This is a genomic window from Rahnella sp. RcJ3 (assembly GCF_009498575.1).
In the GTDB taxonomy this organism is placed as follows: domain Bacteria; phylum Pseudomonadota; class Gammaproteobacteria; order Enterobacterales; family Enterobacteriaceae; genus Rahnella; species Rahnella aceris.
Window position 1 is genome coordinate 40684 of the sequence record NZ_QSNX01000001.1, and the last position, 25096, is coordinate 65779.

General features: G+C 53.5%; 23 protein-coding genes. 14 read left to right on the top strand and 9 right to left on the bottom strand.

Features of this window, described 5'->3' with window-relative positions:
• The first annotated feature begins 91 nt into the window (after window positions 1-91).
• The 8 genes from DXU84_RS00200 (at window position 92) to ppnP (ending at window position 7208) form a co-directional block, all read left to right on the top strand.
• On the top strand, window positions 92-367 hold the full coding sequence (locus tag DXU84_RS00200) for a DUF1471 domain-containing protein (RefSeq protein ID WP_013576696.1): 276 nt from the start codon (window positions 92-94) through the stop codon (window positions 365-367).
• Between the two features lie 260 nt (window positions 368-627).
• Window positions 628-1206, top strand: coding sequence for a class I SAM-dependent methyltransferase (locus tag DXU84_RS00205; protein ID WP_013576695.1), 579 nt, complete (start codon window positions 628-630; stop codon window positions 1204-1206).
• 275 nt (window positions 1207-1481) lie between these two features.
• Window positions 1482-2006 (top strand): shikimate kinase AroL, encoded by a 525-nt coding sequence (gene aroL, locus DXU84_RS00210; protein ID WP_013576694.1) that lies wholly within the window; start codon window positions 1482-1484, stop codon window positions 2004-2006.
• Between the two features lie 548 nt (window positions 2007-2554).
• The gene (locus DXU84_RS00215) at window positions 2555-3337 is read left to right on the top strand and encodes an IclR family transcriptional regulator (RefSeq protein ID WP_037036780.1); all 783 of its coding nucleotides are present in this window, start codon (window positions 2555-2557) and stop codon (window positions 3335-3337) included.
• Between the two features lie 76 nt (window positions 3338-3413).
• The gene (locus DXU84_RS00220; RefSeq protein ID WP_037036782.1) at window positions 3414-4991 is read left to right on the top strand and encodes an OPT/YSL family transporter; all 1578 of its coding nucleotides are present in this window, start codon (window positions 3414-3416) and stop codon (window positions 4989-4991) included.
• Between the two features lie 135 nt (window positions 4992-5126).
• Window positions 5127-6056, top strand: a complete 930-nt coding sequence (locus DXU84_RS00225; protein WP_153374558.1) for a DUF1177 domain-containing protein — start codon at window positions 5127-5129, stop codon at window positions 6054-6056.
• Between the two features lie 4 nt (window positions 6057-6060).
• Complete coding sequence (locus DXU84_RS00230) at window positions 6061-6738, top strand: AroM family protein (protein ID WP_013576689.1); 678 nt, start codon at window positions 6061-6063, stop codon at window positions 6736-6738.
• 179 nt (window positions 6739-6917) lie between these two features.
• Entirely contained in the window at window positions 6918-7208 is a 291-nt protein-coding gene (ppnP, locus tag DXU84_RS00235; protein ID WP_013576688.1) for a pyrimidine/purine nucleoside phosphorylase, read from the top strand.
• Between the two features lie 58 nt (window positions 7209-7266).
• On the opposite strand, the gene rdgC is transcribed toward ppnP, so the two are convergent.
• Entirely contained in the window at window positions 7267-8181 is a 915-nt protein-coding gene (gene rdgC, locus DXU84_RS00240) for a recombination-associated protein RdgC (protein ID WP_112151734.1), read from the bottom strand.
• A gap of 209 nt (window positions 8182-8390) precedes the next feature.
• Here rdgC and mak point away from each other — a divergent pair, with 209 nt between their 5' ends.
• A complete protein-coding gene (mak, locus tag DXU84_RS00245; protein ID WP_013576686.1) occupies window positions 8391-9311 on the top strand; it encodes a fructokinase in 921 nt (306 codons plus the stop codon).
• A 67-nt stretch (window positions 9312-9378) separates the two neighbouring features.
• Here the strand turns inward: mak and DXU84_RS00250 are convergent, their stop codons facing one another.
• Window positions 9379-10692 (bottom strand): aspartate aminotransferase family protein, encoded by a 1314-nt coding sequence (locus DXU84_RS00250; protein WP_153374562.1) that lies wholly within the window; start codon window positions 10690-10692, stop codon window positions 9379-9381.
• Between the two features lie 278 nt (window positions 10693-10970).
• On the opposite strand from DXU84_RS00250, the gene DXU84_RS00255 reads away from it, so the two are divergent.
• A complete protein-coding gene (locus DXU84_RS00255) occupies window positions 10971-11981 on the top strand; it encodes a phosphotransferase enzyme family protein (protein WP_112198706.1) in 1011 nt (336 codons plus the stop codon).
• A gap of 184 nt (window positions 11982-12165) precedes the next feature.
• Window positions 12166-13251, top strand: coding sequence for an AraC family transcriptional regulator (locus tag DXU84_RS00260; RefSeq protein WP_119261899.1), 1086 nt, complete (start codon window positions 12166-12168; stop codon window positions 13249-13251).
• Here the strand turns inward: DXU84_RS00260 and DXU84_RS00265 are convergent.
• The 5 genes from DXU84_RS00265 to sbcD all read right to left on the bottom strand — a co-directional run bounded on the left by DXU84_RS00265 (window position 13248) and on the right by sbcD (window position 20578).
• Window positions 13248-14069, bottom strand: coding sequence for an ABC transporter ATP-binding protein (locus tag DXU84_RS00265; protein ID WP_037036791.1), 822 nt, complete (start codon window positions 14067-14069; stop codon window positions 13248-13250). The genes DXU84_RS00260 and DXU84_RS00265 overlap by 4 nt on opposite strands.
• Window positions 14066-14830, bottom strand: a complete 765-nt coding sequence (locus tag DXU84_RS00270; RefSeq protein WP_037036792.1) for an ABC transporter permease — start codon at window positions 14828-14830, stop codon at window positions 14066-14068. The genes DXU84_RS00265 and DXU84_RS00270 overlap by 4 nt, the downstream gene beginning before the upstream one ends.
• A gap of 11 nt (window positions 14831-14841) precedes the next feature.
• Entirely contained in the window at window positions 14842-15855 is a 1014-nt protein-coding gene (locus DXU84_RS00275; protein WP_037036793.1) for an ABC transporter substrate-binding protein, read from the bottom strand.
• A 239-nt stretch (window positions 15856-16094) separates the two neighbouring features.
• Window positions 16095-19343: an exonuclease subunit SbcC gene (sbcC, locus tag DXU84_RS00280; RefSeq protein ID WP_153374564.1), complete on the bottom strand. Its 3249-nt coding sequence runs from the start codon at window positions 19341-19343 to the stop codon at window positions 16095-16097.
• Window positions 19340-20578, bottom strand: a complete 1239-nt coding sequence (sbcD, locus tag DXU84_RS00285) for an exonuclease subunit SbcD (RefSeq protein WP_013576683.1) — start codon at window positions 20576-20578, stop codon at window positions 19340-19342. Before sbcD ends, sbcC begins: the two co-directional genes overlap by 4 nt.
• A 227-nt stretch (window positions 20579-20805) precedes the next feature.
• Here sbcD and phoB point away from each other — a divergent pair, with 227 nt between their 5' ends.
• Together phoB and phoR are read left to right on the top strand one after the other, a co-directional pair.
• A complete protein-coding gene (gene phoB / locus DXU84_RS00290; RefSeq protein WP_013576682.1) occupies window positions 20806-21495 on the top strand; it encodes a phosphate response regulator transcription factor PhoB in 690 nt (229 codons plus the stop codon).
• 22 nt (window positions 21496-21517) lie between these two features.
• The gene (phoR, locus tag DXU84_RS00295) at window positions 21518-22837 is read left to right on the top strand and encodes a phosphate regulon sensor histidine kinase PhoR (protein WP_013576681.1); all 1320 of its coding nucleotides are present in this window, start codon (window positions 21518-21520) and stop codon (window positions 22835-22837) included.
• Window positions 22838-22870: 33 nt separating this feature from the next.
• On the opposite strand, the gene DXU84_RS00300 is transcribed toward phoR, so the two are convergent.
• Window positions 22871-23203: a DNA-binding transcriptional regulator gene (locus DXU84_RS00300; RefSeq protein ID WP_013576680.1), complete on the bottom strand. Its 333-nt coding sequence runs from the start codon at window positions 23201-23203 to the stop codon at window positions 22871-22873.
• Window positions 23196-23591, bottom strand: a complete 396-nt coding sequence (locus DXU84_RS00305; RefSeq protein WP_037036797.1) for a type II toxin-antitoxin system RelE/ParE family toxin — start codon at window positions 23589-23591, stop codon at window positions 23196-23198. Before DXU84_RS00305 ends, DXU84_RS00300 begins: the two co-directional genes overlap by 8 nt.
• 270 nt (window positions 23592-23861) lie before the next feature.
• On the opposite strand from DXU84_RS00305, the gene DXU84_RS00310 reads away from it, so the two are divergent.
• Window positions 23862-24965 carry a cobalamin-independent methionine synthase II family protein gene (locus tag DXU84_RS00310; RefSeq protein WP_153374566.1) on the top strand — a complete coding sequence of 368 codons (1104 nt, stop codon included), beginning with the start codon at window positions 23862-23864 and terminating at the stop codon, window positions 24963-24965.
• The last annotated feature ends 131 nt before the right edge of the window (window positions 24966-25096 follow it).

Below are 25096 nucleotides of genomic sequence, written 5' to 3' on the forward strand. Positions count from 1 at the left end.
ACGTCCGCTTTCATTGATTCGCCGATAATTAATTCAACGGATTGCTTCCGCCCCATTAATTAACGAAACTAACGAAAGAAAGGTGCGTAATATGAAACTGTTACCTGCAATTACAGCTGTTGCTATTACTGTTGCTTCATTCTCAGCCCTGGCTGCAACGCCTATTACAGAAATGCAGGCGCAAAGTGGTAATTACCAGTCATTGGGCACTGTGTCTGTGAGCGCGCCGAATACGGTTCCGGGCAGCTTGCATGACCAGCTGAACCAGATTGCCTCAGATAAAGGTGCAAATCACTACCGTGTGATCGGTGCAGACACACCGGGGGATTCAAGTCTGACCCGGGCAAGCGTTGAATTGTATAAATAAAAATCTGGTGTTTTAAACGAGTCGTTTAATTCGTCTGATTCTTATTAGTTTCAATGACGTTATATGAAGTTGAGAAGGCCAATGTCACCTGACATTGGCCTTTTCTATTCCCTGTATCACGCTTCTTATCACATTTATTTTGAGAATCATCCCATGTAATTTATTTTATATGAACCTTTCAGGCGATTTATTCCCTTATTAATCATTTCTTAAGAATTTAAAGATGATATAAGGGTCTATATCCCCAGGAGGACGTTTGAATGTTAAATGCCGCAAGAATGACGATTAAGAACACCGGGATTTCGATTCAGAATCAGTTTTTTTATTTGCAGAATTTTATTAGTTCACCACGCACGATGGGGACGCTGATGCCCTCGTCGCCGTGGTTGTGCCATGCGATGCTCAGCCAGATTGACTGGACAACATCGCTGGCTATCGCCGAACTGGGCGCGGCCGACGGTGTTCTGACCCGCCGCATCCTGAGCCGTATGCGGGCAGATGCCAGGCTTGAGGCTTTTGAAATACAGCCCGCGTTTGTGCGTAAGCTTAATCAGATGAAAGATAGTCGTTTGCAGGTGATGGCGCATTCTGCCGAGCACATGAGCACGCAGTATGACGCCGTGTTTTCCTGCCTGCCGCTGCTGTCGATGCCTTTGCGTACCAGCATCAGGATTCTGCAGACCACACGGCAACAGCTGAAAGATAAAGACGGCGTGCTGGTTTTATTCCAGTACAGCCAGCTGTCAGAGAAATTGTTATCACGTTACTTCACCTGGAAAAAAATCCGGGTAGTGAAGAATTTTCCGCCCGCACTCGTGTATATCTGTAAACCTCGCTGATACAGCCACTTAGGGGATAGAGCTCGCAAAGCTTATTGCAGGCCATTGCGCAGCAAGGATTTTTCAGTATGATGCCCTGAACGGCGTAAATAAAACGCTACAGAAGCTTCACCGGCAGGTGACAAAAATCTGCCAGTGAGGCTTTTTTGTTGTACTATCTGGCGAGTACATCGGCAGGGCAGTGCAATGACCCACTTCTGACACTCACACTTCATATTGATGATGGATTTTCATCAGGCGGGCTAACGGCTCCCGGGGAATAAAGGATAGCGGTAATGACACAAACCATTTTCATGGTCGGCGCACGCGGTGCAGGTAAAACGACGGTTGGCAGCGCTCTGGCGAAAGCACTGGGCTACAAATTTGTCGATACCGATCTGGCGTTACTGTGCGCTTCTGGTCTCAGCGTGGCAGATATTGTTGAGCGCGAAGGCTGGGAAGGTTTCCGCCGTCGTGAAACTGAGACACTAAAAGCCATTTCCTCGCCACTGACCGTGGTTGCCACAGGGGGAGGCGTGGTGCTGTCCCAGGAAAATCGCGATTTTATGGGTGAAAATGGTACGGTCATTTATCTGCGTTCCCCTGCATCTACCCTGGCAAACCGTCTGGAAGATGCACCACTGGAAGATCAGCGCCCGACGCTGACGGGCAAGCCGATCGCTGAAGAAATGACAGAAGTCCTGAATGAGCGCGAAGCGCTTTATCAGGAGTCCGCCCATCATGTGGTCGACGGAACTCAGGAGCCGCAGACTGTCGTGAATCTGATTTTGGATGCACTGGCGTTGCCGATGGCGCGCTGAATTCCGCTCATCTCCTGACAAAACGAGCCCGGGTGGCTCGTTTTTTTATGTCAGCACGTTGTGACTCAAGCTTGAATCAGGATCCGCTGTAAACAAAACGGGCCATGTCATGTGAGGGGGATCACGTATGCTTAAGTATTGTACTGATGTATATGTGGGCGTAACATAATAACTCAGGTGATTACTTTAACCTCTAACAATGGAACCCATGATGAAGTCCCTGATGTCGTTTTTTAATCAGCATGCCAAGGTGATGCCTGCCCTCCTGTCGATCACCATCATCCTCATTGAAGCCTCCATCGCCCTGTATATTTTGCGCAATATTTAATCACGATAATCTGCTGAGTTTTACGTCCGTCACCTCATTAATACTCGGCATTTAACTTGCCTGACTCTTAATTTCATCTATTTAAGAATTCCTTTAAGCATATTCATTTGCCTGACGTGTTGTGCGTGAAAAATAAACGACTTGACGCTGACACGTATCAGCTTTAGTTTTTATTTAACTTAACAGGAACCTTGTTCCATATACCGGAACTCACTCCTTTATGACCACATTAGAAAATGCGGCTGCGGTACTGAAATTATTTTCAAAACAGGGGATTAGTCAGGGGCATCCCGGTTTGTCATTCAGTGATGTGGTCGAAAATTTAAAATTACCGAAAAGTACGGTGTCCCGTCTGCTGATGACGATGGAAACGCAAGGGCTGCTGGAACGTGACCCGGACAGCCGTCTGTACCGCATCGGAAAATTATTACTGGCCGTCTCCAGCCATTATTTGTCGGCCCCGCTGGTGGATTTAGCGTCGCCGTATATGACGCAACTCAGTCAGCTGACGCAATGCACGGGTTATATCTCGATGCTGGAAGGGCGCGACATTATGGTGATGCGCATGTTTCCCGGCAGAACGTATCTGCAAGTGGTTACTCCGGCCGGAAGCCTTTTGCCCGCTCACGAAACGGCTATCGGGCGCGCGATCCTTTCGCGCTATACCGATGATCAGGTTCTGGCGCGGTTTAGCGGAAAATATCAGGCGAATTCTGCTAATTCGCCTGAGAGCAAGGAGGTTTTGTTAGCCAGGCTGGCCGATGTCCGCCTGACGGGGGTGTCATTTGCCAACAACGAAACGTTGCTGGGAATAAGTACCTTAGCCACCAGTATTTTTAATAAGCACCGTAATGAAACCGTTGGATTATGTTTATCTTTCCCTTCGCCGGCGCAGGGGAAAGAAATTCCGGAAGGAATAAAAGAAGGGCTGATTGCCGTAACCCGGCAAATTGCCGAAAAATTGGGTGATGAGTATTGGCATTTATCTAAAACGGCCATGTAGCAGCCGTCAGGATAATGACGAATAACGGACCCGGATTATTTGCTATGTGAAATACTTGCTCAACACCAGGGGCCTTATGTCAGATCAACCTGCAAAGAATAATAAGGAGAATCCGCTAAAGGATATTGGCACTCTCATCGTGATGATTCTGTTGTCTGTTTTAGGCGCAATCATCGGTGTCCAGCTGATTACTACTTTAGGCGTTACGCCGAATACCTCGATTATAGGCGCGCTGTTTGCCATGTTACTGGCACGCATTCCGATGCAGGCTTTTTACCGCTACCGTTCTGTTCATACGCAGAATCTGGCGCAAACCGTCATTTCATCTGCGACCTTTGGTGCGGCAAACAGTTTGCTGATGCCGATCGCTATTCCTTATGTCATGGGCCAGCCGCAACTGATCATGCCGATGTTTACCGGTGTGGCCGCAGCGATGTTGCTCGATGCCTACCTGCTTTATCGCCTGTTCGACACCAAAGTGTTCCCGGCCAGCAATGCCTGGCCACCCGGTGTTGCGGCGGCTGAAGCGATTAAAGCCGGTGATAACGGCGGGCGTCAGGCCTGGCTGCTGGTCGCGGGCGTGGTTGTTGGTGTGGCTGGAGCGATGCTGAAAATCCCGATGGCGGCTTTCGGCACGGCGTTTATCGGCAATATCTGGGCGCTCAGCATGTTTGGTATTGGCTTGCTGATCCGCGCTTATGCGCAGCCGGTCGCCGGGCTGGACCTCAACGCGCTGTATATTCCTCACGGCATGATGGTCGGCGCGGGGCTGGTGTCGCTGCTGCAGGTGATTCAGGTGGTGCGTGCTAAACATGCCGACGCCAAAACGACCTTTACCCAACCGGCGAAAGAGGTGCGTAAAGCACTCGGGCTGGGCGCATTCGGTTATATCGCCATCGCGGCACTGCTGGCGCTGGCGGGCGGCCTGTACAGTGAAATGTCAGTCAGTATGCTGATTGCGTTCGTGATTTACGCCGCCTTTGCCGCCTTCTTCCACGAGCTGATTGTCGGGATTGCCGCGATGCACTCCGGCTGGTTCCCTGCCTTTGCCGTGGCGCTGATTACCTTAATTATCGGTATTCTGATTGGTTTCCCACCGCTGGCGTTATGCGTCCTGACGGGCTTTACCGCCGCTACCGGTCCGGCATTTGCTGATATGGGTTTTGATCTGAAAGCCGGATTTATTTTGCGCGGTTACGGCAAAGATTTGCAGGCTGAACTTTACGGCCGCCGCATCCAGTTATTCGCCGCATTGCTGGCATTTGTCATCGCCATTCCGGTGGTGTGGTACGCCCATTACGGTTACTTCGCCCAGGATTTAGTGCCGCCGGTGGCGCGGGTTTATGCCAAAACCATTCAGGCCGGTGCTCAGCCGGGCATTGCACACAGCCTGCTGATCTGGGCGATTCCGGGCGCATTGATTCAGCTGATTGGCGGACCGAAACGCCAGCTTGGCGTACTGCTGGCGACCGGTTTGCTGATCAACAGCGTGATGGCCGGATGGGCCGTGGTCTGTGGCATCGTGCTGCGCATTATCATTATCCGGATCTGGGGTGAAAAAGGGCGTACGCCAATGGAAGTGCTGGCGGCAGGTTTTATTGCCGGTGACGCGCTTTACAGTTTCTTCACGTCGATCTTCAGTGCCAAAAAGTAGTGAGTACCGCACCAACACCAGGGCTGATGTTCAGCCAGCATTAAACACCTGACTGTTCCACGATGAACAGCACCCGCGACCGTTTTGGCTACTGCGTGAAATACGCCGGTCGCGATGTTTTAAGAGGACTGAGTGATGAGTTTGCAACAGACATTAACGGTATTCGAACTGATTGACAGCTCCCACGTCAGCGGTCAGGACATTGTGGACTTGTTCGCCCGTTATCCGGGGATTATCGCCAGCACACACCGCGCTGACGGCCCGAAAGGTGGCACTGATTTTGTGCGTATCACTGTGCCGGGCAGTCAGGGCAAAAGCAGTGGCGGCACGGCACCCACGCTTGGGATTATCGGTCGTCTGGGCGGGATTGGCGCGCGTCCGACGCGTATCGGTCTGGTCTCTGATGGCGATGGTGCGATTGCCGCTGTCACCAGCGCACTTAAACTGGCTGATATGCAGCGCAAGGGCGATGTGCTCGACGGTGATGTGATTATCACTACCCACATTTGCCCGAACGCACCGACCCGTCCGCATGATCCGGTCGATTTTATGGATTCGCCGATTGATGACGTGACCATGAACGACAACGAAGTGGTGGACGGCGTGGACGCGATCCTGTCTATCGACACCACCAAAGGCAACCGCATCATCAATCACAAGGGTTATGCCATTTCACCGACGGTGAAAGAGGGTTACATCCTGCGTGTTTCTGAAGATTTGCTGCGCATCATGGAAATGACCAGCGGCAAACCGGCGGTCACTTTTCCGATTACCACGCAGGACATCACGCCTTACGGCAACGGTGTGCATCATCTGAACAGTATTCTGCAACCGTCAACGGCGACGACCGTGCCGGTGGTCGGTGTGGCTATTACGGCGGAATCTGTTGTGCCGGGCTGTGGCACCGGGGCAAGTCATGAAGTGGATATCGCACTGGCGGCAAAATTTGCTGTTGAAGTGGCGAAAGAGTTTGGCCGCGGCACTTGTCAGTTCTTTGATGCCGATGAATATCAACTCCTGTTGTCGCTGTACGGAAGCTTGCGTCACCTGCAAAACCGGAAGTAACACGATGATGACATCCCTTGCGACGTTAACAATCGGACAGGCACCACGCAGCGACATTATGCCGCTGCTGATGGAACATCTGCCGGCCGGGTCAGTCACCCATGTGGGCTTACTCGACGGGTTAAGCAGGGAGCAAATAGAGCAGCGTTATGCGGCGGCTGAGGGCGACGCTGTACTGGTCACCCGCCTGCTGGATGGTTCGCAGGTTACGATGGCTGCGCACCGCGTGGAAAGCGGATTACAGGAAAAAATCGACGTACTGGAAGCCCTGGGTTGCCTGACCATTCTGCTGCTTTGCACCGGCGAATTTCATCATCTGCATGCTAACAATGCGCTGCTGCTGGAGCCTGACCGCATTATTCCACCGTTGATCGCTTCAATAGTCGGTCAGCATCGTGCGGGGATTGTGGTGCCGGTTGAATCCCAGGTGGTTGAGCAGGCGAACAAATGGCGAAAATTAGCCAAAGCGCCCTGTTTTGCTGTTGCCAGCCCGTATCTTTCTGACGATCAGGCGCTGACGGACGCGGCGATGCATCTGGCTGAACAGGGTGCGGAAGTCGTGGTGCTTGATTGCATCGGTTTTAACCGCCATCACCTCGATGTGCTGAAAAAATATCTGAATATTCCGGTGCTGTTACCGAATGTACTGATGGCAAAACTGGCGGCGGAACTGGTGGTTTGAGGTATGACTGAGGGGCGAACAGCTACCCACAATGGCACTGTGCGGCCGTAAAATCAAATCAGCGCTACCGCTTTGCGGGCGGTGTCGTCTCGTGCGGATAAAGCGGTAATAATCAGTGACAGAAGGCGCTTTCTGCCCCTAATATGAAGGCTCTGAAATTTATCGCAAAGGGCCAATCTATGTTGAAAAATAATGAGTATTTTGACGGGAAAGTAAAGTCGATTGGTTTTGACAGCGAAAGCACGGGTTCAGCCAGTGTTGGCGTGATGGCCGTCGGTGAATATACTTTCGGCACCGCAAAGCCGGAAGAAATGACGGTGATCAGCGGTTCACTGAAAGTGTTGATCCCGGGATCACCGGACTGGCAGGTATTTAAGCCAGGCGAGACGTTCTACATTCCGGGTAAAAGTGAATTCAACTTACAGGTCGGCGAAACCACCTCATACCTCTGTAAGTATCTGACTAAATAAGTTCTTCAGACACAGAAAAGGCGCTCATGAGCGCCTTTTTTACGTTTTGCATCCGGTCTTAGCGTTGCGCTTCGCCGCCTAATGCCTCGATCAGGTTCTGGATCAGCGCTGCCAGTTCACCGGTCATCAGCACGAAATCTGCATCGAAACGCCCAGCGAAGTCTTCGCGGTCGATATCTTCGTTTTGATCACGAATGACGTCGCTGAATTTCAGGCGCTTAATGCTGCCGTCGTCCGCCAGCACCACGGCGATACGTTCCTGCCAGTCAACCGCCAGCTTAGTCACCAGTTTGCCGTTCTCGATATGCGTGGCGATTTCATCGCTGACCAGCACCTGTTTCTTACAGCGGATCACGCCGCCTTCCTCCAGAATCGCTTTCAGCTCGGCTTCGTCCTGCAGCGTAAAACCGGCAGGGGTATCGCCGGAACGCACCCATTCGGTCAGCGTCAGTTCGATCGGGCTTTCCATGGTCAGTGGCACCACTGGCAGCGAACCGAGGCTTTTACGCAGCAGCGCCAGCATATCTTCGGCTTTCTTGGCGCTGGCGGCGTCAACCATGATCAGGCCGTTAACGGTATCAATCCACATGAATGTCTGGCTGAACCGGCTGAAGGCGCGCGGCATCAGGCTGTGCAACACTTCATCTTTCAGGGAATCTTTTTCAGTCTTTTTCAGCTTGCGGTGTTGTTCACCTTCGAGCTGCTCAATTTTGGCCTGTAACTCCTGTTTAATCACCGGAGAAGGCAGGATTTTTTCTTCTTTACGGGCGCAGATCAGGATCTGACCACCGTTGACATGCGTCAGCGCGTCGCCGCCGTGGGAACCCATCGGTGAGACCCAGCCGGTTTTCGACATGTCCTGGCTGCCGCACGGGGTAAAGGTGAAAGCACTGAGCTGTTTTTCCATTTCGTCAGCAGATAACGAAACTTCACGGCTCAAACGGTAAACTAACAAATTTTTAAACCATAACATGGCGTTATCCCTGTCCCGGCGCACTCGTGGTACGCTGAATAAATGAATGCAGGGCGGCATGATAACCAATTGAGCGTCAGCCGTCGTTAAGAAATCGCCGCACCCTGTAACATTGCATAACAGCTTATTCTGGTGACAGTCGCGTCTGGCTTCTAAACTGAATAAACTCAAAAAAACTGACCCTGCAAAGTGTAAAAGGAGAGCAACACGTGCGAATTGGCATTGATTTAGGCGGCACAAAAATAGAAGTCATTGCGTTATCTGATGAAGGTAAAGAGCTGTTTCGCAAACGGGTCGATACGCCGAGAAATGACTACGAACGTACGCTCAAAGCGATTGAAGGGCTGGTGCTGGACGCCGAAAAAGCCACAGGTCAACGTGGCAGCGTGGGGCTGGGGATCCCCGGCACCTTGTCGCCATTTACCGGTAAGGTGAAAAATTCCAACTCGGTCTGGCTGAACGGACAACAGCTGGATGAGGATCTGGCGCTGCTGTTAAAACGCGAAGTACATATTGCCAACGATGCCAATTGCCTGGCGGTGTCAGAAGCCACTGACGGCGCGGGCGCGGGCCGTCACACCGTATTTGCCGTGATAATCGGTACCGGTTGCGGTTCCGGTGTGGCGCTTCACGGTGCGGCGCATGCGGGCGGCAACGGCAATGCGGGGGAATGGGGGCATAACCCGCTGCCGTGGCAGGATGAAGAAGAAATGCAGTTTGCCCGTGAAGTCCCGTGTTACTGCGGGAAATCAGGCTGCGTCGAGACCTTTGTTTCCGGCACCGGTTTTGCAGAAGACTATTTTCGTTTGTCCGGTCAGCGGCTCAAAGGCGCAGAGATTATTGCGCTGGTGGAGCAGGGCGATGAAACTGCAGAACAGGCGCTCGGGCGTTATGAGCGTCGTCTGGCCAAGGCGCTGGCGAACGTGGTGAATATCCTCGACCCGGACGTGATTGTCTTTGGGGGCGGTATGAGTAACGTGGATCGTTTGTATCAGACGGTGCCGCTGCTGATTAAACAATGGGTGTTTGGCGGGGAATGTGAAACGCCGATCCTCAAAGCCGTACACGGTGATTCGAGCGGCGTACGCGGCGCTGCCTGGCTTTGGCCGCAATCACGTTTCGCGTTGTAAGCCATTATCCGTTTATCAACTTCAAGGGCGCAGATTTTGCGCCCTTTCCGTTTGTAACCCGCTTCAGTCAGAACATCTTGCTCAGAACGTTTTCCAGCGCATTGACCAGGATCTGGCTGTGTTCTGCGGTAAAGACCAGCGGCGGGCGGATCTTCAAAATGTTGGCATGCGGGCCGGAGGCGCCAATCAGCACGCCTTCTTCGCGCAGTGCGTTGACCACCGCCAGCGCGGTAACGGAATCCGGCCCGCCGTTTTCGTTGACGAAATCGACGCTGACGAACAGCCCTGCGCCACGCACGCTGCCAATCGCCGGGAAGCGTTGAGAGAGTGCGTTGATGCCGTCAAGAATGGCTTTACCCGCCAGCCCGACACTGGCAATCAGGTTTTCCTGCTCGATGACTTCCAGCACCGCCAGCCCGACCGCAGAAGACACGGTATTGCCGCCGAAGGTATTGAAATAACTCGATTCACTGCCGAAGCGTTCCAGGATGTGCGGCTGAATAGTGATGCCCGCCATCGGGTGTCCGTTACCCATCGGTTTGCCGAGCGTCACGATATCTGGCAACACGCCGTGGCGCTGGAAGCCCCACATATGTTCGCCGGAACGGCCATAGCCCGGCTGGACTTCGTCGGCGATATACAACGCCCCGGCTTCGTGAATAACGTCGATGGCTTCTTTCAGAAAACCGGCCGGATCGAAGAAACCGCCGTCGCTGGTGAAGAAGGTGTCGATCATCAGGGCAGCCGGTTTGATGCCATGGCGATCCATATCCGCCAGTGCGGCACGGATGTCGTTGGCAAAGCGCTTGCCAACTTCAGCCGGGTTAGCCGGGTGGTGAACCGGTGCCGGAATCACCCGCGCATCACCGTTCACTTTAACGTATGGCCCCATCGAGGCCGATAGCCCGGCAATCGCTTTGGTCATGCCGTGATAGCTGAATTCGGTGACGATAACGCCGGTGCCGCCGGTAAAATCTTCGGCGATACGCAGCGCCAGATCGTTAGATTCGCTGCCCGTGCAGGTGAACATTACCTGGCTCAGCTCAGCGGGCATGGTGCCCACCAGTTTTTCGGCGAAGTTCAGGACATTTTCATGCAGATAACGGGTGTGCGTGTTCAGCGTGGATGCCTGACGCACCAGCGCTTCCAGCACATGAGGATGGCAATGGCCAACGGAAGGCACGTTGTTGTAGACGTCGAGATAACGGCGGCCATCAGCGTCATACACCCACACGCCTTCGCCGCGCACCAGATGCACTGGATTCTTGTAGAACAACTGGTAAGCCGGGCCCAGCAAACGACGGCGGCGTTCTATCATCGCCAGATTGTCGGCTGAAATATTGCCGCTGCTGGCGGCATCAAACGCATTGGTTTTCAACATGAGAGTCATCTCCTGACAGGCGGTTTCAACGTCACTGCCGGTGTGCAAAAAAATGCCATGACGGCGGAAGGTGATTTGATAATGCGCCGGGGAAAGCGGTAAAACTTGACCTCAGCGCGCTGACTGCTGTGCGTTGCAGTCAACTTTTCGCCGTCAGCGCGTCACGCGTGTTTTGCGGTCAACATTTGCTGTTCCTGAGTCAAGCGACGAAAACGCGCCCCTTCCATTCTGGCTATCCGCAATATCGATTTGATTTAACCGGTACGGAGTGGAACCTGATGACTGCAAAACAATCTGACATGCTCGATGACACCAGCCTGAATCTGCTGGCAACAGAAGCATTGCGCCGCTATTCCCCTGATCTGCAAGGGCATCTTTCGCTGATCTGCCGGTCGGAAAATGCCACTTTTTTACTGCGCTGCCCCGACGGCGAACGTTATGCACTGCGTGTTCACCGCGGGGGCTATCACCAGCGGGATGAAATAGAGAGTGAACTGGCGTGGCTGGATGCGCTGCGTGAAAGCGAGATTCAGGTGCCTGAGGCAGTAAAAGGGCGGGATGGTACCGCTGTGCAAACTGTCGCGGTGAGCGAAACTGAAAACCGCAATGTGGTGATTTTTCGCTGGATTGAGGGCGAAATGCCAACCACGGATGTGGATCCGCGGGCGTTTGCTCAGTTGGGGGAAGTGACTGCGCGCCTGCATCAGCACAGCCGTCAGTGGCCGCATCCGGCCGGGTTTCGCCGTATTATCTGGGACAGCGATACCATGGTCGGCCCGCACGGTCACTGGGGCCGCTGGCAGGATGCGCCGGGCATGACGGCGGCCGGGATCCCGCTGATTGAAGAGACGCTGGCGCACACCGGCAGCGTGCTGAAAAGTTACGGCAAGAGTGCACAGCGCTACGGGCTGATCCACGCCGATCTGCGCCTGACGAATTTACTGTTGCACAAAGGTGAAACCCGGGTGATCGATTTTGATGACTGCGGTATGGGCTGGTATCTGCATGATGCGGCGGCGGCGATCAGTTTTGTTGAACATCATCCGCGGGCGCAGGCGTGGGTCCGCCACTGGCTGGAAGGTTACGCACGTATTTGTCACGTGAGCGATGCCGATCTGGCGGTGATCCCGACACTGATTATTCAGCGGCGGATTCAGTTGCTGGCCTGGCGCGGATCGCATGCCACCACGGAAATGGCGCAAAGCCTTGGCAATGAATGGGAACAAGAGAGCCTGCGCCTGTGCCGTGAGTATCTGGCGAAGGCGCATCATCCCTTTGTGATCGGATGAAGCTGCACGAAAAGCGGGCGCCGTAGCAGGGCGCAGGCGCGGCTGGCAAAACTGCCGAAAATTTATCTCATTGTATTGCATTGGTTTATCACCCGGAGATGTGAAGCAAGGTGCTGGTACGGAACTTGCAATTCTCTTTTATCACCGACACTTTTTATTGCCGACATAAAGGGAGTAAAAGACGATGCAGACAGGCCTTTCTTCAACGGCTTCCGGAGCCGGTTTCAGCAATGCGCTGAACGCGCTGACGCGCAGCAATGACAGCCACCGGGGGGTGCTGGCCGCAGCCGCCAGCGGCCTGAGCGATTTTATTCAGGCCAAAGGGGCAGATGTCGATCGTGTGCTAGGCATCTGCCACATCAATCCTGAATTGCTGCAACAACCTACGCTGAGTCTCGGGCTGACTAATTACTGTCAGGTTCTGGAAGAAGCGGCGGCGCAGTCAGGTTGTGATAACTTCGGTTTGCATTACGGGAAACAGTTCAAACCGCAGTCATTAGGGCTGATTGGCTACATCGGTTTATGTTCTTCTTCGGCAGAAACCGCGCTGCAAAACGTAGTGAATGCCTTTCCCTTTCATCAGCACAATACGCTGACGCGGCTGGTGGATAAGGGGGATCATTACCGGTTCGATTATCAGGTGCGGCACGGCAGCATTCTGTGCAGACGGCAGGATGCGGAACTGACGCTGGGGATGATCCTCAATTTATTGCGTCACGGGCTGGGGAAAAACTGGGCGCCGCGTGAGGTGCATTTTGAGCATCCGCGTCCGCAGCAATGGCATGAACACTGCAAAGTATTTGATGCGCCGGTGTATTTCGATCAGCCGTACAATTCCCTGCTGATCGTCAAACGCGATTTACAGCGGGCGATGCCGGAACGGGATCAGACGCTGTTGCTGGTCATGCAGGATGCGATCCGCCGTCTGAATGCGGATGCGCCGTCGCAGCAGTCGCTCACCGACAGCGTGCGATCGCGGGTACGTCAGGCGTTATTACGCGGCGAGCCGGTGCTTGATGAAGTGGCCGAAAAAATGGGTATGTCGCCGAGTTCGCTGCAACGCCGCCTGCGCGAACAGAACCTGACGTTTACCCAACTGGTGGATAACGTCCGTTGCGAACTGGCGACGCATTATCTGCAACAGCAACAACTGCCGATTTCCGAAATGGCGTTGCTGCTAGGGTATTCCGAAGTCAGTGCCTTTTCGCGGGCTTTCCGCCGCTGGTTTGGCGTCAGCCCGCGTCAGTGGCGGCAGACTGCCGCCAGCTAAAGCGCCATCTCCCGTTTAAAGACTTCCAGCGTGTGCGCCTTCACGCGGATAAATTCCGGGTGGCTCATGATTTCCGACCCTCGCGGGCGCGGCAGGTCGAACGGCACGATTTCCGCAATCTGCGTCGGCCGCCGCGTCAGCAGTAAAATCTCATCCGCCAGAAATACCGCATCTTCCAGGTCATGCGAAACAATCAGCATAGTGACGCCGGTCGCCAGTTGCACTTCCTGTAATTTATCGCGGATAAACAGCGTCATCTCGAAATCCAGCGCCGAGAAAGGCTCATCGAGGAACATCACTTCCGGACGCGTCGCCAGCGCCCGCATGATGCACACAGTTTGCTGTTGTCCGCCGGAAAGCTCATACGGATAGCGTTTCAGGTCGAAACGGATATCAAACATCTGCGTCAGTTCTTCGACCCGCGCATTCACATCCGCTTTGCTCATGCCGTGGCGTATCAGCGGATAGGCGATGTTGGCGCGGGCGCTCATCCATGGAAACAGCGCGTCGCGGTAGTTCTGAAACACATAGCCGATGGTGGTTTGCGCCAGCGTTTTGCCGTCGAACAGAATGTCGCCTTTATCTACCGGGATCAGACCGGCGATCATGTTCATTAAGGTCGATTTACCACAGCCGTTCGGCCCGAAGATCGACACGATTTTTCCACGCGGTAAGTCGAGATTCAGGTCGGTATACAGCGGCTGTCCGGCAAACGCCTTGCTCAGTCCGCGGATCGTCACATGGGTGTCCGGTCGCGTGGCATATTGCGGCAACTGCGGGCCTTTATAATCAGGGTTCAGCGAGAGAGGGTGCGTCATGCTTTGCTACTCCAGTGGACGGTTTTTTTCTCGATCAGCAAAAAAGCCAGATTGAGCAGATAACCCAGCGCGCCGGTGATCAGGATCGAGGCGTACATATCTTTGATGTTAAACACCTGCTGGGCATCGATGATCCGGTGGCCGAGTCCGGTTTCTGATCCGATAAACATTTCGGCGACGATCACGATCACCAGCGCGATCGACACGCCGGTGCGCAGGCCGACAAAGGTTTGTGCCAGGCTTTCCATCAGCATGATGTCTTTGAAAATATGCCAGCGGGAAATTCCCATTACTTTGGCGGCCATCAGGCGCGTTTTTTTGGCATTCATCACGCCGTATGCGCTGTTGAACAGGATGACCAGCACAGCGGCAAAGGCAGCAATGGCGATTTTGTTGGCGTCAGTAATCCCGAAAATCAGCATAAACAGCGGGATCAGCGCTGACGACGGTGTGGAGCGGAAGAAGTCGATCAAAAATTCCAGGCTGCGGTAAACCTTTTCATTGCTGCCCAAAATTACGCCCAGCGGCACGCCAATTACGGCGGCAAAGGCAAAAGACACCAGCGTGCGGTAAAGGGTTGCGCCGATGTCGGTGCGCATGGACGCGTCGGAAAATGACTGGAACATGTAGCCGATTGTCTCGACCGGCGAGGGCAGAAGCACGGGATTCAGCCATTTTGCGCTGACGGCCAGTTGCCAGAATAAAAACAGCAGTACCGGGCCGACCAGCGGCAGTAACCTTGAAGACCAGCGTGAAGTCATCCTGTTTCTCCTTATCCCTGATAGATCAGCGAAGCGACATCCACCGGCTTGCTGAAGATTTTTCTTTCCGTAAAGACGTCATAAAACTTCTGGAACCATTGCAGGTTGTCGCCTTTCAAATCGGGATACATCACGAAGCCCGGCAGCGGCACTTCTTTGACCAGCGCCGGTTCAATGCTGGTGTAACCGGCGACGTTTTCGCGCGCTTTATCAGGGTGAGCCGCAATGAATTCCACCGCTTTCTGATAAGCGGCAATAAACTTTTTGGTTTCTTCCGGCTTGCTGGCGATAAAACTGGCGTTCAGTGCCGCTGCGCCGCCGAACCACGGGGCGTCGGCGTTGCCAAGCACGTATTTAGAAATAACGCCGGTTTCGAGTGTGCGCGAAAGGTTTTTCATGCGTCCGACAGTGCCGGTCGGTTCGAGCGTATATACGCCGTCAATTTGCCCGGCGGCCAGAGCAGGCGCGTGTTGTCCGACCGGCAGTTCAATGACTGACGGATTAGTGAAGCCATTTTTCTCCAGAATAATTTTCGCCATCGTGACGTTCTGGATCCCCGGACCGCAGGCGATTTTCTTGCCTTTCAGGTCACTGATAGCTTTTGCCGGGCTGTTGAGCGGCACCAGAAATTCATCTAACACCAGCGTATGGTTTGACGGGTTAGAACAGATAATTTTGAACAGACCCGGTGAGGTGATCGCCCCGAGTCCCAGCGCGCCGGTTGCCGTGCCGTTGGCGCAGCCGTGGATCCTGCCGGTGATCATCCCTTCGACAATTTGCTGGGCACTGGCGAATTTAACGCCTTTCACATTCAGCCCGGCTTGTTTAAAAAAGCCCTGTTCCAGTGCCACATACAGCGGCAAACCACCGACAATCGGCCAGTAACCAATACGAATTTCATCGTCGTCGGCTGCAAAAACTGACGTCGGGATCATTCCGCCAAGGGTGGACACTCCGCCGGTAATGGCGAGCCATTTCATCAGCTGGCGACGTTTTTTATCAACTTCAGGTTTGATGTTTTTCATTGGCGGTTCCCTAAGCGGTTATGAGGACGTTGCAACTTGTACTGCAACTTGTATACATAACGTTAAGCACAGGGCGTGCCAGTTCGTTCCGGCAGCGGGAATAAACGTAAATTCAGCAGGTTGAGGAAAAAGCGCGCACTGAACTGGTGCGATTTTTGTGCACGCTTTCACAAAAAGGATCCACCGCAGGGCATGCAGCTAGCAATTTATCTAGCAACCTGCCCGGCAGTGGCGAGGGATCAGACTTTAAATTCACTGCTCAGGCGGCTGATGCCCAGACCATTCACTTTGGTGACTTTGATTTGTACCGGAATGCGGTCTTTCATTGCTTCGACATGGCTGATCACGCCGATGGTTTTACCCGAGGCATTCAGGCTGTCGAGCGCATCCAGCGCGGTATCCAGCGTGTCGGCATCGAGCGTACCGAAACCTTCGTCGAGGAACAGCGAGTCGATACGGGTTTTATCGCTGACCAGATCGGACAGCGCCAGGGCCAGTGCCAGGCTGACCAGGAAGCTTTCGCCGCCGGATAGCGTGCGGGTATCGCGCACGGCATCGGCCTGCCAGGTATCGACCACTTGCAGTTCCAGCGCATCGCTGGTTTTGCGCTGCAACAGATAACGTCCGTGCAATTTTTCCAGCTGGCGGTTGGCCAGATACACCAGATGATCGAGCGTCAGACCCTGCGCGAATTTACGGAATTTCGCGCCGTCGCTGGAGCCAATCATCTGGTTGAGATAACCCCAGTCATCACAGGTTCGCTGCGCCTGCGCAATCTGTGCAATCAGCGTCTGCTGACCATGGTGGCGTTGCTTGTCGCTTTCCAGCTGATTTTTCACTTCGCCCAGACGTTGTTGCAGGACTTTCAGTTGTTGTGCCAGCTCCGCCTGTTGCACCGTCAGGGCGTTAAGATCACTGTCGGTTTCACTGAGATGTGCAGGACGGGCAAGCTGATGTTTTTCGAGCTGCTGACGGGCATCCGCCAGTAATGCCTGCGCCTGTGCCAGTTGTTGTTGCAGATGTTCTTTGCGTTGCTGAAGCTGCTGGCGCAACGCGTCGTCGAGCAGCGCCAGTTTCACTGCGGCTTCATCCGAAAATCCACTGGCGCTCAATGCCTGCTGCCACGCCTGTTCCACCTGCGTCAGTTGTGCGGCGGTCTGTAACTGTTGCTGCTGAGTACTGGCCAACTGACCGGCCAACTGGTCGCGCTGTTCCTGCGCCTTATGCAGCGCGGTCTGGACATCACTCAGTGCTTGTTCTGTCGCCTGTTGTTGCTGATGTAAGTGCTCGCGAACCTGAGCAACCTGACGCTCTCCGAACAGTTCGAGGCGTCGGGCATTCAGCTCAGAAAGGGATTTTTCACCTTCCGCCAGTTGCTTTTGCAACCGCACGAGGTCTTGCTGAGATTTTGCCTGCATCTCTTCCAGCCGGGTAACGCGCTCTGTCAGCAAGGCACTTTGCTGCTGCACTTTCTGCTGTGCATTCAGTGCGTCGTTCAGGGCATCTTTGGCCTGTTGCAGGGCCCGCGCCAGCTGTTCGTGCTGGCTCAGCCGCGCCTGCGACTGCTGCTCTTCCTCATCGCGGGCGGTCAGCCATTGCGTGATGTCGGCGGTATCATGCAGCGTAAACGTCAGATTCAGCGGCGCACTGAGTTGTTGCCAGTTCAGGGTATGTGCATTCAGTTGTTGCTGATCCTGCTCAAGCTGAGTTTGCAGCCGTGTTTGTTGCTCTTTCAGGCCTTTAATTTTCGCCGCCAGTTCGATACCGCTGGCTTTTGCTGCATCGAATTCCAGTTGCATTTTCTCGACGCGCTGCGCGGTTTCAGAAGGTTTAACCTCCTGATAATGTTCAATCGCCGGATGTGATGTTGAGCCGCACAGCGGACAGGCTTTGCCGCTTTGCAAATTCGCGCGTTCGGCTTCAAGGCTGACGATCAGCATTTCCTGTTTATGCAGCGCCTTGACGTCGTTCAGATGTTCCAGTTGTTTCTGACATTGCAGACGGATCGCGCCCAGACGCAGTTCTTCTTCGGCCAGCACCGTCTGGTACTGCGCAAAATCTTTATGCTGTTGCTGCACGCGCTGGTTCAGTTGCGGGAAGATTTGCGAGAGTGAAAACAGCTGCTGCCGCACCGGCCGGAGCTGCATGAGTTCGGTTTGACGTTTCTGTAACACTACCTGCGGGTACTGTTTTTCCAGTTCAGCCTGACGTTGTTGTGCAACGTTAAGGGCTTCAGTCAGCGCGGCCTGACGGGTGTGATGCTGGCGGCTTTCCTCATCCAGTTTCTGACGTTCCGCCGTGATTTGCTGCAGCGTCGCGCTATGTTCACCAGCCTGTTTCTGCGACTCGCTGACCGCCTGCTGTGTTTCCACCAGCGATTTGCGCCATTGCGCGATTTCGCTATCCAGTGGCAGGATTTTTTCTTCGATCAGCGTCTGCATCTGACGCTGTTCTTCCGCCTGTTTCTGCCGTGCAGTGTGCGCCTGTTCCACCGCCAGACTCAGCGGCGTCATCTGTGCAATCTGCTGCTCCTGCTGCTGCGTCAGTTGTATCAGTAATTGCTGAAGGCGCTGCGCGTCATCCTGACAGCGCTGGCGATCATTGAGTAACGGACGCAGTTTTTCTGCCGGTTCGCTGCGCGCCAGTTGCTGTAACTGCGGCGCGGCGGCCAGATTTTCCTGCTCTGCGGCGGTCAGTTGTTGCTGAGACTGCTGCTGTTTTTGCTGCACCTGCTGCCACTGTTGCAGCCAGTTCAGATCCTGCTGGCGCTGCTGCGCCTGCTGACTGAGGCTGATTTCCTGCGCGTTCAGTTCAGCACGTTGTGATTCGAGCGTCTGGCGCTGTTCTTCGCTGAGCAGTTCGATTCCGGCCATACGCTGATGCAGACCGTCCAGCGCAATGCGCGCTTCTTTATGTTGCTCAAACACGCGTTGAGAAAGCAGACCGTAAATCTCGGTGCCGGTCAGTTCTTCCAGCAATTCGGCGCGGTCGTTGGCATCGGCATTCAGAAACGCGGCGAACTGCCCCTGTGAAAGCATCATGGATTTGGTGAAACGACCGAAATCCAGCCCGGTCAGTGTGGCGATGGCATCGAGTTTATCGCGCACTTTATCCGCCAGAATTTTGCCGTCGGCCAGTAACGCCAGCTCGACTTTCGGTGCCTGCAGATTGCCGTCAGGGGAATTTTTGGCGCGGCGCTGGCTCCAGAAAGCGCGGTAACCCACACCTTTGACTTCAAACTCCACCTCGGCCAGCGATTCTGCGGTGTGGCGGGTCATCAGTTCATTCTGGCTTGGTGTAATGTTCAGCCGTGGCGTCTGATGATAAAGCGCCAGACAAATGGCATCGAGCAGGGTGGTTTTCCCCGCACCGGTCGGACCGGTGATGGCGAATAATCCGTTGCTGGCAAACGGCTCGGCGGTGAAATCAATTTTCCATTCGCCTTCCAGCGAGTTCAGGTTTTTTAAACGCAGGCTGAGAATTTTCATTGTGCGCTGTCCTCCGCGTTCTGACCGTTGGTAACCTGTTCAACCACCTGCGCAAACAACGTGCGCATCCGAGCCTGACGCGGCTCGTCAGGGGCCGGTTCCAGCGCCAGTCGTCGTTCAAACACGTCGCTGACGCTCAGTTCGCTGAGGGTTTCTTTTTCCTGCTGCTCAATACTGTTGATGCGCTGTTCTTTGCTGCGGCGTAACAGCACGACTTCTACCGGCAGATCTTCCGTCAGCGCCTGAATGCGTCGCTGGATGTCGCTGAGATAATCCTGGGTGGAGACTTCAATATCGAGCCACACCGGTTTGGCCGGATCACCGCCTTCGAACTGTGCCAGTTGTTGTTCAATCTCCACCAGCGAGCCTTTGATTATCTGCATCGGCTGGAAAACCGGGATTTCCAGTGTGTCGATGGCGTTGAGCGTCGCACCATCAAAATCAAGTAAGTACACACTTTTAGCTTTGCTCAGTTCGTCAAAACTCAGGGCAATCGGCGAGCCGCTGTAACGGATATGTTCGGTTTTGGCGACGCATTGTGCACGGTGAATATGACCCAGTGCCACATAATCGACCGGCGGAAAGGCCTGCGCCGGAAACGCATCGAGCGTACCTATATAGATGTCGCGCACGGAATCAGAGGTACTGACGCCGACAGTCGTCAGATGGCCGGTCGCAATAATAGGCAGCGGCATGCCCAGTTCGTCACGTCTGGCCTGCGCAGCCTGCCAGAGCGCGTCATAATGCGCGGCGATGGCTTCCTGCAATGCCAGTTGCTTGTCGCTGCCGGACTGTCCCGCCTGGCTGGCGAGCAGATCACGCGGGCGTAAAAACGGGATAGCGCACAGTATCGCACCGGGTTTCCCGTCACGCTGACTGAGCACTAAAATCTGTTCAGAAAGGTTTTCACCGACGGTGGCAATCACCCGCGTATTCAGGCAGGAAAGGAGCTCGCGCGATTCATTGAGCGTGGCGACAGAATCGTGGTTACCAGCCAGCACCACCAGCTGGCAGCCGGTTTGCTGTAATTCCACCACGAAGCGGTTATACAATTCGCGGGCATAACTGGGTGGGGATCCCGTGTCGAAAATATCGCCCGCGACAATCACGGCGTCGACCTGATGTTGCTGCACCTGACCGGTCAGCCAGCGCAAAAATGCCTGATGTTCGGCTGCACGGCTTTTAGTGAAAAAGTACTGGCCGAGGTGCCAGTCTGACGTGTGGATCAGGCGCATGAGACTCCCGTATGAACCCTGGATGACGACAATGAGGTAAAGTATAAACGTCGGCAGGGGAAGCTGTCCCCGATAAATCAGACCAATTTCAGCAAGATGGCCGAAAATTATCTGTCATAGTTGACTGTAATGAACCATTCTTTTCATTCATAAATCTGTCACAAAACTGACGCATAATGGCGCCCGCAATCAAATAAAAGATCGCTAACCTATTGGCAGGACCTACGATGGCTAGACGTATATTGGTGGTTGAAGACGAAGCTCCAATCCGTGAAATGGTGTGTTTTGTACTGGAACAAAATGGCTATCAGGCCGTAGAAGCTGAGGATTTTGATTCAGCGATTGGGCAGCTTGTTGAACCTTACCCTGAACTGATCCTGCTTGACTGGATGTTACCTGGCGGTTCCGGTATTCAGTTTATTAAGCATCTTAAACGTGAGGCACTGACCCGCGAAATTCCGGTGATGATGCTGACCGCACGCGGTGAAGAAGAAGATCGGGTGCGCGGCCTTGAAGTGGGTGCCGATGATTACATCACTAAACCGTTTTCTCCGAAAGAACTGGTTGCCCGCATTAAAGCCGTGATGCGTCGCATCTCGCCAATGGCGGTGGAAGAAGTGATCGACATGCAGGGGTTAAGCCTGGATCCGTCGTCTCACCGGGTAATGGCCAACGAGCAGGCGCTCGATATGGGGCCGACCGAATTTAAGTTATTACACTTCTTTATGACCCATTCCGAACGTGTATACAGCCGCGAACAGTTGCTCAATAACGTCTGGGGCACTAACGTTTATGTGGAAGATCGCACGGTTGACGTGCATATTCGTCGTTTACGTAAGGCGCTGGAAACCAGTGGACATGACAGAATGATCCAGACTGTTCGTGGTACCGGATACCGTTTTTCAACGCGTTATTGAGCCCTCACAGCGGAGAATCTGTGTGCTAGAACGTTTGTCATGGAAACGACTGGCGGGTGAATTGTTTCTCTTTTGCCTGCCAGCGTTAATTCTCGGTATCTTCGTCGGCCATTTCGGCTGGCTCCTCCTGGTGTCGCTGATGGCGGCACTGGGCTGGAATTATTACAACCAGCTTAAACTCTCTCACTGGCTGTGGCTCGACCGCAGCATTACGCCACCGAATGGGCGCTGGAGCTGGGAGCCGCTGTTTTACGGGCTGAACCAGATGCAGATACGCAACCGGCGTCGCCGTCGGGAATTAGGTCAGCTCATCAAACGTTTTCGCAGCGGTGCCGAATCGCTGCCGGATGCCGTGGTGCTGACCACTGAAGATGGCAATATTTTCTGGTGTAACGGACTGGCGCAGGATTTGCTCGGTTTCCGCTGGCCGGAAGATAACGGGCAACATATCTTCAACCTGCTGCGTTATCCGGAATTCCGGCTGTGGATCCAGACCCGCGATTTCAGCCGGGCGCTGAATTTACAACTCAATAATGAGCATTATGTCGAGTTTCGCGTCATGCCTTATTCCGAAGGACAACTGCTGATGGTGGCACGCGACGTGACCCAGATGCGTCAGCTTGAAGGCGCACGGCGTAACTTCTTCGCTAACGTCAGTCATGAACTGAGAACCCCATTGACGGTATTGCAGGGGTATCTGGAAATGATGGAAGACGCCAAGCTGGAAGAGCCTTTCCGCACTAAAGCGCTGGATACCATGCAGGAACAGACGCGGCGCATGGACGGGCTGGTGAAGCAGCTGCTGACGCTGTCGAAAATCGAAGCCTCAGCGAATATTGATTTGCACGAGAAAGTCGATATTCCGGTGATGCTCGGCATGCTCGAACGTGAAGTGCAAACGTTAAGCAACGGCAGGCATGAAGTGGTGTTTCGCGTAAACGACAAGCTGAAGGTCTTTGGTAATGAAGATCAACTGCGCAGCGCGGTGTCGAACCTGGTGTATAACGCGGTTAACCACACGCCAGCGGGGACACGGATTGAAGTCAGCTGGCAACAAACGCCGCATGGCGCACAGTTCCAGATCAGCGACAACGGACCGGGCATTGCGCCGCAGCACCTGCCGCGCCTGACCGAACGTTTCTACCGCGTCGATAAAGCCCGTTCACGTCAGACCGGCGGCAGCGGACTGGGACTGGCAATCGTCAAACATGCGCTCAGCCATCACCACACGAAACTTGAAGTCATGAGTGAAGTCGGCGTCGGCACCCGGTTTATGTTTACGCTGGCGCCGAAGTTGATTGTTCCTCAGGAACAGGCCAGCCAAAGCGGCGTAAAGGGATAAAAATCAAGCCACAGCAACAAGCTGTGGCTTCTTTTAGCAGATGATCTGTAAACCTTTTTCTTCAATTAGCATCAGTAAGATCAGCGCCGCTCCGGTGGGTTTGGTTTCATCCCGCTCCCATTTTTGAATGCTGTTGGCGGACATATTGATGAGTCTTGCCAGTACGCCCTGACTGATTTTTTCTTTCTCACGCAAAGCGCGAATGCGTTCAGCAGAGCTTTCTGCGAAGGCTTTCAGTCTTTCCTCCTGAACGGCTTCATCAACTATTTTGTTAATTTCACGCATCGTGGTTTGTGTTACCACGCCAGATGAATCATGGAAGCGTTGAGCCATCCGCTGCATTTTTAGCAAACGTTCATCAACCATTAGAAATCACCTCTTTAATTAATCCATTTCGAAGTTCTGTTTCGAGTTGAAGCTCTGTGAAGTTGAGCAAATCTTTAGCAATTGCTTTATATAAAGACAGAAGTTTGTCGGGAATTTCATTGCCTTTCTTGCGGACACTATTTTTCAGCCACCCGTCGATATAAAAGATCTTATCTTCAAAACGAAAAGCGATGACTGCCCGGCCAAACCCTGACTTCGATCTCCCTGACGGTGCAATTCTCTTCTTGTAAACGTTGCCGGACAAATCCGCATCAAAAAGTCCGTTTGCCAGTTCATGTGCTGACTTGAGGATATCCTTTTCCGACAGTTTGCTGGCGGTCATGAAGTCGTGAAAATCCTCTGTAACAAAAATACGTAAACAGTTCATGTCATCGTCCCTGGTAAAATAAACTATAGTATTTATTACTACAGATCGCAATGGGGCGAATATTGTCCAGCATCATGAAAAATGATGAAGCGATCATGAACTTTATTCATGTCCCATGAAAATTCCTCTGTTGCCCGTTAACACCCTGCATGACAGTATCTTCTTAAAGACGTTTAGACATCCAGATGTCTAAATATAACGCAGTGTAATTATTTACTTTGTGAATCATTCGCATTTCGCCACCGGCGGGATGTTATTAAGGAGTTCTTCATGCAACGTACAACCCCTCCATTCCGTGCAGACGTCGTTGGCAGTTTCCTGCGTCCGGCGGCGATTAAAGAAGCCCGTAAGCAGTTTCAGGCCGGTGAGATTGATGCCGCGCAGCTGCGTGCCGTGGAAGACACCGAAATTCGCCGCGTGGTGGAATTGCAGCGCGAAGCGGGTCTGCAAGTGGTCACTGACGGTGAATTCCGCCGCGCATGGTGGCACTTCGATTTCTTCGAAGGTCTGGAAGGTGTGGAAGGTTACGATGCGGTGCAGGGGATCCAGTTCAACGGCGTACAGACTAAAGCGCGCAGCATTAAAGTGGTCAGCAAGCTCGGTTTCGGCTCGCACCCGATGCTGGAAGATTTCCGTTTCCTGAAAAGCATCAGCGGAAGTGCTGTGCCGAAAATGACCATTCCAAGCCCGAGTGTGATGCATTTCCGCGGTGGCCGTAACGCCATCAGCAAAGAAGTGTATCCGGATCTGAAAGCGTATTTTGACGATCTGGCGCAGGTTTACCGGGATGCGATTAAAGCGTTTTACGATGCCGGTTGCCGTTATCTGCAACTCGATGACACCGTCTGGGCTTATCTGTGTTCTGAAGATCAGAAGAAGCAGATCCGCGAACGTGGCGATTCTCCGGAAGAGTTAGCACGTACTTACGCTGACGTGCTGAATAAAGCGATTGCCGGTAAACCTGATGATCTGGTGATTGGTCTGCATGTTTGTCGCGGGAACTTCCGTTCCACCTGGATTTCTGAAGGCGGCTATGAACCTGTCGCGGAGATCCTGTTTGGTGGCGTGAACATCGATGCCTTCTTCCTGGAATATGACAACGAGCGCTCCGGTGGCTTCGAACCGCTGCGTTTCATTAAGAAAGGCCATCAGCAGGCGGTTCTGGGATTGATCACCACCAAGTCCGGTGAGCTTGAACTGGCAAAAACCGTGGAATCACGTCTGGCCGAGGCGGCGGAATATCTGGATATCAACCAGATTTGCCTCAGCCCGCAATGTGGCTTTGCGTCAACGGAAGAGGGCAACAGCCTGACCGAAGCGCAGCAGTGGGAAAAACTAAAACTGGTGGTCGATATTGCTGCCCGCGTCTGGTAACCCCTGAAAGAGGTCAAATGATGACCTTGTAAATATGCTGTAAACTGTGCGTGAAATAACCTGAAAGTGGTGATTTCACGCATTTTTAATCTTATCGGAGCATATCTTGTGCTTCATTAGTTCAAAAATCA